Below are 10,725 nucleotides of genomic sequence, written 5' to 3'. Positions count from 1 at the left end.
CCCGTATCCCGTACGCCCCTCCCGTACGCCTCCGGACGGCAGTTCGGGCACCGGGCCCGGCCATGGCGCGGCCCGCCCGCCCCGCGCGGCGCATACGGTGGCGCCGAAGACGCCGTACCGGGGGACTCGGCCTCCGGGCTCGGCCTCGGGTCGGCCCGCTCGGCGCCGCGCCCCTCGCACCACCACCCGGCGCGCCCCTTCGCGCGCCCTCGCCGGACCCCCTCGCGGGACGCCGCGCCCCACGCCGATTGGCACTCCGCTTGACCGAGTGCTAATCGCGGTCATAGTCTCAGCTCTGGCACTCAGCGACTGAGAGTGCCAGCAAGCGCGACGGGCAGGTCCGGCACCCGCGACGACGGACCCACCTGGTCGCCACCCTCAGACAGTCAACCCCGTGAGATCTCCGAAGGGGGAGGTCGGATCGTGACGACCGCCAGCACCAAGGTTGCCATCAAGCCGCTTGAGGACCGCATTGTGGTCCAGCCGCTCGACGCCGAACAGACCACGGCCTCTGGCCTGGTCATTCCGGACACTGCCAAGGAGAAGCCCCAGGAGGGCGTCGTCCTGGCCGTCGGTCCGGGCCGCTTCGAGAACGGCGAGCGCCTGCCGCTCGACGTCTCCGTCGGCGATGTCGTTCTGTACAGCAAGTACGGCGGCACCGAGGTGAAGTACAGCGGCGAGGAGTACCTCGTCCTCTCGGCTCGCGACGTTCTCGCGATCATCGAGAAGTAACTCACCCCAGAATCGCTTTTCCGATCTGCGCCCCTGGCCTCCCTGCGTACGCCGGGCGGGCAGGGGCGCAGGTCGTCTGAGAGGACACAGAAGCTCCCATGGCGAAGATCCTGAAGTTCGACGAGGACGCCCGTCGCGCCCTTGAGCGCGGCGTCAACAAGCTTGCCGACACGGTGAAGGTGACGATCGGCCCCAAGGGCCGCAACGTCGTCATCGACAAGAAGTTCGGCGCCCCCACCATCACCAACGACGGCGTCACCATCGCGCGCGAGGTCGAGGTCGAGGACCCGTACGAGAACCTCGGCGCCCAGCTCGTGAAGGAGGTGGCGACCAAGACCAACGACATCGCGGGTGACGGCACCACCACCGCCACGGTGCTCGCCCAGGCGCTCGTCCGCGAGGGCCTGCGCAACGTCGCCGCCGGCGCCTCCCCCGCCGCGCTCAAGCGCGGTATCGACGCCGCCGTCGCCGCGGTCTCCAAGGACCTCCTGGAGACCGCGCGCCCCATCGACGACAAGTCCGACATCGCCGCCGTGGCCGCGCTCTCCGCGCAGGACCAGCAGGTCGGCGAGCTCATCGCCGAGGCGATGGACAAGGTCGGCAAGGACGGTGTCATCACCGTCGAGGAGTCCAACACCTTCGGCCTCGAGCTCGACTTCACCGAGGGCATGGCCTTCGACAAGGGCTACCTCTCCCCGTACATGGTGACCGACCAGGAGCGTATGGAGGCCGTCCTCGACGACCCGTACATCCTGATCAACCAGGGCAAGATCTCCTCCATCCAGGACCTCCTGCCGCTGCTGGAGAAGGTCATCCAGGCGGGTGGCTCCAAGCCGCTGCTGATCATCGCCGAGGACGTCGAGGGCGAGGCCCTGTCGACCCTGGTCGTCAACAAGATCCGCGGCACGTTCAACGCGGTGGCCGTCAAGGCCCCCGGCTTCGGTGACCGCCGCAAGGCCATGCTCGGCGACATCGCCACCCTCACGGGCGCGACCGTCATCGCCGAGGAGGTCGGCCTCAAGCTCGACCAGGCCGGTCTCGACGTGCTGGGCTCCGCCCGCCGCGTGACCGTCACCAAGGATGACACGACCATCGTCGACGGCGGCGGCAACAGCGCCGACGTGACGGGCCGCGTGAGCCAGATCAAGGCCGAGATCGAGACCACGGACTCCGACTGGGACCGCGAGAAGCTCCAGGAGCGCCTCGCGAAGCTGGCCGGCGGCGTGTGCGTGATCTCCGTCGGTGCCGCCACCGAGGTGGAGCTGAAGGAGAAGAAGCACCGTCTGGAGGACGCCATCTCCGCGACCCGCGCCGCGGTCGAGGAGGGCATCGTCTCCGGCGGTGGCTCCGCGCTCGTCCACGCGGGCAAGGTCCTCGGCGGCAGCCTCGGCAAGGAGGGCGACGAGGCCACCGGTGTCGCGGTCGTCCGCCGCGCCGTCGTTGAGCCGCTGCGCTGGATCGCCGAGAACGCGGGCCTCGAGGGCTACGTCATCACCTCCAAGGTGGCGGAGCTGGACAAGGGCCACGGCTTCAACGCCGCGACCGGCGAGTACGTCGACCTGGTCAAGGCCGGCGTCATCGACCCGGTCAAGGTGACGCGCTCCGCCCTGGAGAACGCCGCCTCCATCGCGTCGCTGCTGCTCACGACCGAGACCCTGGTCGTCGAGAAGCCGGCCGAGGAAGAGGAGCCGGCGGCGGCCGGCCACGGCCACGCGCACTGACGCGTCCCGCGGCAGCGTTTCCACGGCAGCAGTCGTACGCGCGTCACGCCGAGAGATGCAGCGCCGACGGGAGTACGGGCTCCGCGAAGGGCTCCCCCCTCGTGAAGCGTTCGATCTCGTCCAGCGCGTGGTCCGCCATCCGGTGGGTCTCGTTGCCGAGCGAGCCGGCCACATGCGGCGTGAGCAGGACGTTCGGCAGGTCGTACAGGGGCGAGTCGGCCGCAGGGGGTTCGGGGTCCGTCACGTCGAGCACCGCGTGCAGCCGGCCCGAGACCAGCTCGGGCAGCAGCGCGTCCTCGTCGATCAGCGACCCGCGCGCCGTGTTGACCAGCGTCGTGCCGTCCGCCATCGCCGCCAGCTGCGCCGCGCCGATCAGCGAGCGCGTGGCGGGCAGTTGGGGCGCGTGCACGGAGACGACGGAACTGCGCGCGCACAGCTCGTCCAGCGGTACGGACGTGACGCCGAGCGCCGCCGCCCCGGCCGCGTCCACGTACGGGTCGTACAGCAGGACCCGCAGGTCGAACGGGCGGAGCAGGTCGATGACCCGGCGCCCGATCCGGGACGCGCCGACGATGCCCACCGTGCGGCCGTAGTTGCCGGCGTCGCTCAGCGCGCCGTGCCAGTCGCGGGACCCGCGCCGTTCGCGGTACTGGCGCGCCGAGTCGAGGACGCGCTTGCCGGCGAACAGGATCGCCGCGAGCGTGTACTCGGCCACCGGCAGCGCGTTGGCCCCCGCGGCCGAGCTGACCGTGATGCCGCGCTCCCAGCAGGCGTCGGTGATGTGGGACTTGACGCTGCCCGCGGCGTGCACGACCGCCCGCAGGCGGGGCGCGGCTGCCAGTACGGACTCCGTGAGCGGCTGCACGCCCCAGCACGTCAGCAGCACCTCGGCCTCGGCGAGCGCGGCGGCCACGGCCGGCTCCGGGGCCGTGAGGTCGCCGGCGATCAGACGGGGATCGGTGCGTACGAGCCGGGTCAGCCGGTCCAGCCGGTCCGCGGTGAACAGCTCGTCCGCTACCGCCGGGGTCATCGCGAGCAGCGCGGCGGGGCGATTGTCAGTGGCGTCCTGCATGGTGGTACTCGTACTCCTCGGATGGGGGTGCCCGGGTGGGGGTGCCCGGTTCGTTGTGCGCGCGTGCCGGGCGGGTGGCGGCCGGCGGCCCGGCCCCGGAAGGTCATTTGACGCCGCCCGCCGTCAGGCCGGCTTTCCGCGCCCGTTGGAGGGTGATGAAGGCGACGATCAGGGGGAGGACGGCGAGGAGCGAACCCGACACGACCATCGGGTAGAAGTCGGGCGTCGCGTTGGCGTCGCTGTTCCAGTTGTAGAGCCCGAGGCTCAGCGGATAGAGATTCTTGTCCGACAGCATGACGAGGGGGAGGAAGAAGTTGTTCCAGACCGCGGTGAACTGGAAGAGGAAGACGGTCACGAAGCCGGGCATGACCATGCGCAGCCCGATCGACCAGAAGACCCGCAGCTCGCCCGCTCCGTCGATACGCGCGGCCTCCAGCGCCTCGTCCGGGATGTAGCCGGCGCTGAAGATGCGGGAGAGGTAGACCCCGAAGGGGTTGACCAGTACGGGGATCAGCACCGACCAGTAGGTGTTGACGGTGTGTGTCTTGACCGCGAGCAGATAGAGCGGCAGCGACAGCGCCGTGGACGGCAGGAGCACGCCGAGCAGGACGACGGCGAACAGCTTCTCCTTGCCCCGGAAGCGGTACTTGTCGAAGGCGTAGCCCGCGGCCACGCTGACGAACGAGCAGCCGAGCGCGCCGAGGCCCGCGTAGATCAGTGAATTGCCGTACCAGCGGAAGTAGATGCCGCTGTCGTAGCTCGCGAGGGTCGACAGGTTGTGTCCGAAGTCGAAGCCCTGGAAGGAGAAGACGTTGCCGCCGAGGATGTTGCCCGCGTTCTTGGTGGCGGCCGTGACCAGCCACACCAGCGGGAAGAGGGTGTAGGCGGCGGCGATGGCGAGCAGCCCGTTCACGGCGGTGCGGGAGAGCCAGCGACTGGCGCCGGGGCGGCGGCCCGCGGAGACGGCCGCGCGGCCCGGCCTCCCAGCGCCCGGGGCCGGTCGCTCCGCCGGGTCGACGATGAGCGGAGTGGTCATGCCCGCGCTCCCTTCCGGTTGGCGATACGGGTGACGCCGAAGGACAGCACCGCGGCGATCAGGGCGATCAGGATGGACGCGGCGGCGGCCCGCCCGTAGTCGTTCAGCTGGAACGCCTCGGAGTAGGCGTACATGTTGGGGGTCCACGCGCTGGTGATCGCGGACCCGGAGTTCGACAGCAGCAGCGGCTCGGTGAACAGCTGGAGGGAGCCGATGACCGTGAACAGCAGCACCAGGAAGACGGAGGAGCGGATGAGCGGGAGCTTGATGCTGAGGGCGAGGCGCCAGTTGCCCGCGCCGTCGACGGCGGCGGCCTCCAGCAGGGAGCGGTCCACGGCCTGGAGGGAGGCGTAGAAGATCACCACGTTGTAGCCGAGCCACTCCCACACCGCGATGTTGACCACCGAGGGCAGAGCGCCGTTCGAGGAGAAGAAGTCCAGGCCGATGCCGCCGGAGTGCAGGGCGCCGACGACCGGGCTGAGGCCGGGTGTGTAGAGGTACACCCAGATCAGGGCCGCGATCAGACCGGGGATGGCGTGCGGCAGGAACAGCGCCAGCTGGAAGAAGCGCCGGGCCCTGGCGAGCGCGGTGTCCAGCAGCAGCGCGAGCGCGAGTGCCCCGCCGACCATGATCGGGATGTAGAACAGGACGTAGCCGCCGAGCACCCGGAAGCCGTGCCGGAACGCGGCGTCGCCCAGGGTGTCGGCGTAGTTGCCGAGTCCGTCGAAGACGTCGCGCGGGCCGCCGAAGCCGAGGCCGGACAGCTTCTGCGTGAACAGGCTCAGCCAGATCGCGTAGCCGATGGGGATCAGCATCGCGACGGTGAACAGGGCGAAGAAGGGCGTGAGCAGCAGCCCCGCGGCCATCCCGGTACGGTTCGCGGCGCGTCGGCGCGGGGCACGGACGGCGGCATCGCCAGAGGAGCGGCCGGGGTGCGCCGTGCCGCTCATGGTGCCCGTGTCTCCCGTGTCTCCCGTGCCTTCCGTGCGCCCTATGGCTCCCGTCTCTGCCCGCCCGTCGGCCCGTGTCCCGGGTTTTCCGCCGGCGTGCCCGCCGGTTCCCGTGCCGGATTCCGTACTCATGAGGCGTCCTCGACCTTCAGACCGCTCTTGCGCAGGGCGGCCACGGTGGCGCTCTGGGTGGTGGTGAGGGCGCGGGGCAGCGTGGTGCTGCCGCCGACGACTCCGTGCAGCTGGTCCTTGAGCGTGTTGTTGGCGGCGGCCGTCGGGCCCCACAGCCAGTCCGGGTCGATGGTCGCGCCCGCCTTCTCGTACAGCCCGTAGAGGTCCTGGCCGCCGTAGAAGCTCGTGTCGATGGCCTTGCGGGCGACGGGCACGAGCGCGGGATCGGCCGGGAGCGCGGTGGAGGTGCTGGCGGTGACCCGGGCCCGCACGGCGTCCTCGGACGTCGACATCCAGAGGATGAACTTCATGGCCGCGGCGGTCTTCTCGCTGTTCTTGGAGATCGCGAAGGTGGAGCCCTGGCTCATCCCGACACTCGGATGCGCGGCGTCCCAGCTGGGCATCGGCATCGCCGCCCACTCGCCCTTCTCCTCGGGCACGATGCCGGCGAGCGTGCCGGCGCCCCAGGAGGCGCCCAGGTAGCCGACGGTGGTGCCGGCCTTGAGGGACGCGGTCCACTCCGGGCTGTAGGACGGCGCGGTGCTGACGAGCTTCGCGTCGATCATGCCCTGCCAGTACGCCGCGACCTTCCGCGTCGCCGGGTCGGTCGTGTCCACCCGCCAGGCGCCGTTCTGTGTGCTGAACCAGGAGGCGCCCGCCTGCCAGGCCAGCGTCTGGAAGAACGTCGGGTCGTCGGGGAAGAAGGTGGCGATACGGGTGCCGGGCGCCGCCTTCTTCACCTCGGCCGCGGCCGTGCGGAACTGCGCCCAGGTCTTCGGCAGCGCGATGTGGTGCTTCGTGAAGAAGTCCTTGCGGTAGTAGAAGATCTGCGGCGAGGCGTCGGAGGGCACCGCCCAGTTCTTGCCGCCCATCGTCGTCAGCTGGATCGTCTGCGGCAGGAACCGCTTCTTCACCGCGGGTGTCATGTAGCGGCTGAGGTCCTGGAGCGAGCCCTGGCTGACGAACTGGGACAGCTCCGGGTACTCGATCGACAGCACATCGGGCGCGATGCCCGCCTTCACCGCGTTGGCGATCTTCGGATAGCCGCCGAGGCCGCCGGAGGGTATCTCCTCGAACTTGACCTTGATGGTGTCGTGCGTGGCGTTGAACTCGTCCGCGACCTGCTGGGACCCCTTGGTCCAGGCCCAGAAGGTGACGGTGACCGGATGGGCGCCGGTGCCCTGGGCGGGCGCCCGCGCGGCACCGCCGCACGCCGCCAGCAACGCGAGCGAGACGCACGCGGCGGCGGCTCCCGCGGCTGTTCGTAGGGGCCGGGACCAACTGCGTCTCACGGGCGCTGCTCCTCTTCGCTGGGGACAGGCGGTCGCCGTGATACTTCGATCCCTCGTGAGCGCAGTCAAGAGCGAAAGATTGATTGATCGAAAAATGATCGAAAGGAGCCTGTCGGAAGAGGCTCGCGCGTCAGAAGGCCGGGGCGGGCGCGCCGTGCGGCGGGGCCGCGGGGGTGCCGCACGACGCGCGTACCCGCAGCGCGGGCAGCAGTTCCAGGTGGCGGCGCGGCGCGTCACGGTCCCCGGCCCCGGCGGTCAGGCGCTCCACCAGCAGTTCGGCGGCGCTGCGCCCCACGGCGCGCTTGGGCGGCGCGACGGCCGTCAACGGCGTCTCGGCCAGCGCCGCGACCTCGTCGTCGTACGTGACGAGCGCCAGGTCGCCGGGGACCCGCACGCCCAGCTCGGCCAGGCGGCGCACCATACGGGTGGCGTCCTCGTCGTTGTGCATGAGCGCGGCGGTCACCCGTCCCTCCTCCACGAGCCCGCGCAGCGTGCGCACGGTGGCCTCGAAGCGGTCGGGATCGGGCGCGGGGGACGTCGACTCCAGCACGGGGACCGGCCCGTCGAGCCCGAGCGCGGTCAGTGCCTGCGCGTAACCCGCCCGTACGGCCTGCGCGGTGGGGCTGTCCGACCGCGCCACGAGCACGGGCGTGCGGTGCCCGAGCCTGACGAGGTGGCGCACCGCGATCAGCACGCCGTGCGCGTGGTCCGAGCTGACCCGGTCCATGCCGTCGAGCGGGCCGCCCGGCTCACCCGTGCGCTCCACCAGCACGGTGTCCACCGGCAGCCGCGCGATCCACTCCGCATACTCGGCCGGGTGCTCGGGGCGGGTCCAGCTCGGGGCGACGAGCAGGCCCTCCGCGCCGGCCGCGAGGAGCCCGGCCGCGTGGGACGCGTCGTCCTGCGGGCGGTAGTCGGACACGCGCAGGATGAGCCGGGCGCCGAGGCGCGCCGCGGCCTCGTGGGCTCCCCTGATGATGTCCGCGAAGTAGTAGCCGGCGGCGGGCGCGAGCATGCCGATCACCGGGCTGCCGCCCCCCGGCGCGGTCCCGGACGGGCCTCGTCGCTCGGGCCACGACACGGCGCCGTGCACCCGGTCGAGCAGCCCCCGTTCGGCGAGCGCCTCGGCGTCGCGGCGCGCGGTCACGGGCGAGACCCCGAGCTGCGCCGCCAGGTCGGCGACGCGGACCGTGCCGCGCTCCCTGACCAGGTTCAGCAGGCGGTCGTGGCGTTCTGCGGCCCCTTCGCGCACGGCGCGGTCCCCCTCGTCCTCATCGATCCCGCCCTCGTCGACCGAGCGGGCCGATCACGGGCTTCGATCGAACCGCGGCGTGGTTCGATCATTCGATCACTGTAATCGAGGCGAGCACGGGCCGGGCAGGGCACCCGAGCGGCGGCGAGGACGGCGTGCGGGGCTGTGGCGTAGCGCTGCGGCGGGCTGTCGTGTGCAGCTGCGGCGGGTGGCGTCTGCCGCTACGGCCGGGCCGCTACGGCGGGTGGCGTCTGCCGCTACGGCCGGCGGCTTGGTCGGTTTCCGCCGTCGGCTGCGGCCTTGCCGGTTCCGCCTGCCCTGCTGCCACCGGCCTCGCCGGGCTCGGCGGTCTCGCCGGCCACGCCTGCCTCGCCGGTCCCGTCGTCCGTGGCGTCGTCCGGATGCCGGGGACCGTACTTCCGGCCCGCCCTGGACGAGAGGCCGCCGAGCAGGCCGCGCGGCGCCAGCTTCGCCGCGCCCATCAGCGCCTTGTAGCGCGGGTCGGGGATGGAGAGCGTCTTGCCGCGCGCCAGGTCCGCGAGCGCGGCCACGACGAGCTTGTCCGCGTCCAGCCACATCCAGCCGGGGACGTTGTCCGTGCCCTGCCCGGCGCGCTCGTGGAACTCCGTCCGCACGAAGCCGGGGCACAGCGCCATCAGCCGTACGCCGGAGTGCGCCACGTCGCGGGCCACACCCTGGGTGAACTGGACGACCCACGCCTTCGACGCCCCGTACGTGCCGCGCGGCACGAAGGCCGCGACGGACGCGACGTTGACGACGCCGCCGCGCCCGCGTGCCCGCATCGGCCCGACGGCCGCCGAGGTCAGCCGGAGCACCGCCTCGCAGTGCACCTTCAGCATGGTGAGTTCGTCCTCGACCGGAACGTCGAGGAACTTTCCCTTCCCGCCGAACCCCGCGTTGTTGACGAGCAGATCGACGGGGTGTCTGCGGTCGGAGAGCCGCTTCTCGACCGACTCGATGCCGCCGTCCGTCGAGAGGTCGGCGGAGAGCACTTCGGCCTCGATGCCGTGCCGGTCGTGGAGCTCGGTCGCGTGCTCGCGCAGGCGCTCCACATCGCGGGCCACCAGGACGAGATTGTGCCCGTCCGCGGCCAGCCGTCGCGCGAACGCGGCACCGATTCCGGCGGTCGCGCCCGTAATCAAAGCTGTCGTCATAGGCGCACCGTAGCGCCTGTTCCTGACGGTCGGATCAGCTGTACGTGAGGTGTTCGTGCAGGTACGCGGGCGGGCTCCCGGCACCGCTCCTTGCCTGTGCTCCGGGCCCCGTCGATGATCAGGTTGCGCCGGCCTCCGTCGGTGACCCGCTGCGCAGGCCGGCGCGGGTGACTCGCTGTTCCGGCCTCCGTCGGTGACCCGCGCGCCGCCGTGCCGGGTACAGCCGGTACCTGGATGAGCCCCGTGGGACGCGCGCACACTGGACGGGTGGACAGACGAGAACTTGCGGACTTCCTGCGCAGCCGGCGCGAGCGGATCAGCCCGGCCGACGTGGGGCTGCCCGCGGGCGCGCGGCGCCGTACCCCGGGGCTGCGCCGCGAGGAGGCGGCGCAGCTCGCCTACATCTCGACCGAGTACTACACCCGGCTGGAGCAGGCCCGCGCCCCGCGGCCCTCGCGCGAGGTGCTGGCCGGTCTCGCGCGGGCGCTGCGCCTGTCGGACGCCGAGCGCACCCACCTCCACCACCTCGCGGGCGCGCCTCCCGGGCCGCCGCCGGGGCCTTCGCGCGAGGTGCGGCAGAGCATCCTCGACCTGGTGCACCGGCTGCCGGGGGCTGCCGCGTTCGTGACCTCCGCGACGGGTGAGGTGATCGCCTGGAACGATCTGGCAGCCGCCCTCATGGAGGACTTCTCCGCCCTGCCGCGGCGCGACCGCAATCTGATGCGCCGGGCCTTCCTCGATCCGTGCCCGCAGGGGCGGCCCCTGTACGGGGTTTCGGACGTCGAGGAGTTCGCCCGGGCCTCGGCCCAGCGCCTGCGCGCCGTCGCGGGCCGCTACCCCGACGACCCCGAGGCGTCCGCGCTGGTGGACGAACTCCTCGGCGGAAGCGAGGAGTTCGCCCGGCTGTGGGCCTCCCACGACGTGAGCGTCCCGCCCACACTGCGCAAGACGTTCCAGCATCCGCTGGTCGGCCCGGTCACCGTCAACTGCGACGTCCTCGACATCACCGAGCGGGACCAGCAGCTCGTGATCTACACGGCCGTTCCCGGCTCGCCGTCCGAGGAGGCGCTGCGCCTGCTGTCGGTCGTCGGTACGCAGCGTATGACCGTCTGACCGTCTGATCTGACCGTCTCGGGCCGAGGAATGCCGAGGAATGCTGAGGGATTACGCCGAAGCCGCGCCGGGCGCTTCCGTGCCCGCTTCCGTTCTCGGTTCCCCGCTTCAGCTCCCGGCCCCGTTCCCGCTCCCGTTCCTGTCCGTGTCCCCGATCCCGTCCCCGATCCCGCTCCCGTCCGTGTCCCCGTCCCCGTACCCGGTCCCGCTC

8 protein-coding genes and 1 pseudogene are annotated in these 10,725 nt (G+C 71.8%); 3 read left to right on the top strand and 6 right to left on the bottom strand.

Annotated elements, in window-relative coordinates; all coding sequences use genetic code 11:
- The first annotated feature begins 423 nt into the window (after positions 1–423).
- Entirely contained in the window at positions 424–732 is a 309-nt protein-coding gene (gene groES / locus LCE31_RS29715) for a co-chaperone GroES (RefSeq protein WP_023539274.1), read from the top strand.
- 98 nt (positions 733–830) lie between these two features.
- Entirely contained in the window at positions 831–2,453 is a 1,623-nt protein-coding gene (gene groL, locus LCE31_RS29710) for a chaperonin GroEL (RefSeq protein WP_225019748.1), read from the top strand.
- Between the two features lie 43 nt (positions 2,454–2,496).
- Here the strand turns inward: groL and LCE31_RS29705 are convergent, their stop codons facing one another.
- The 6 genes and pseudogenes from LCE31_RS29705 to LCE31_RS29680 all read right to left on the bottom strand — a co-directional run.
- On the bottom strand, positions 2,497–3,525 hold the full coding sequence (locus LCE31_RS29705; protein WP_225019746.1) for a hydroxyacid dehydrogenase: 1,029 nt from the start codon (positions 3,523–3,525) through the stop codon (positions 2,497–2,499).
- Between the two features lie 103 nt (positions 3,526–3,628).
- A complete protein-coding gene (locus LCE31_RS29700) occupies positions 3,629–4,561 on the bottom strand; it encodes a carbohydrate ABC transporter permease (protein WP_225019744.1) in 933 nt (310 codons plus the stop codon).
- Positions 4,558–5,511, bottom strand: a complete 954-nt coding sequence (locus LCE31_RS29695) for a carbohydrate ABC transporter permease (RefSeq protein WP_374118586.1) — start codon at positions 5,509–5,511, stop codon at positions 4,558–4,560. The genes LCE31_RS29700 and LCE31_RS29695 overlap by 4 nt, the downstream gene beginning before the upstream one ends.
- Positions 5,512–5,639: 128 nt before the next feature.
- The gene (locus tag LCE31_RS29690; protein WP_225019742.1) at positions 5,640–6,974 is read right to left on the bottom strand and encodes an ABC transporter substrate-binding protein; all 1,335 of its coding nucleotides are present in this window, start codon (positions 6,972–6,974) and stop codon (positions 5,640–5,642) included.
- Between the two features lie 130 nt (positions 6,975–7,104).
- Positions 7,105–8,226: a LacI family DNA-binding transcriptional regulator gene (locus LCE31_RS29685; RefSeq protein ID WP_225019740.1), complete on the bottom strand. Its 1,122-nt coding sequence runs from the start codon at positions 8,224–8,226 to the stop codon at positions 7,105–7,107.
- A 404-nt stretch (positions 8,227–8,630) separates the two neighbouring features.
- Positions 8,631–9,401: pseudogene (locus LCE31_RS29680) on the bottom strand (SDR family NAD(P)-dependent oxidoreductase); the annotation flags it as partial.
- A gap of 267 nt (positions 9,402–9,668) precedes the next feature.
- Between LCE31_RS29680 and LCE31_RS29675 the strand changes: the two are divergent.
- Positions 9,669–10,514, top strand: a complete 846-nt coding sequence (locus LCE31_RS29675; RefSeq protein WP_225019739.1) for a helix-turn-helix transcriptional regulator — start codon at positions 9,669–9,671, stop codon at positions 10,512–10,514.
- The last annotated feature ends 211 nt before the right edge of the window (positions 10,515–10,725 follow it).

The sequence above is a fragment of the Streptomyces sp. 8L genome (genome assembly GCF_020176795.1).
Classification (GTDB): Bacteria; Actinomycetota; Actinomycetes; order Streptomycetales; family Streptomycetaceae; genus Streptomyces.
This window is presented reverse-complemented; position numbering and strand designations above follow the sequence as displayed.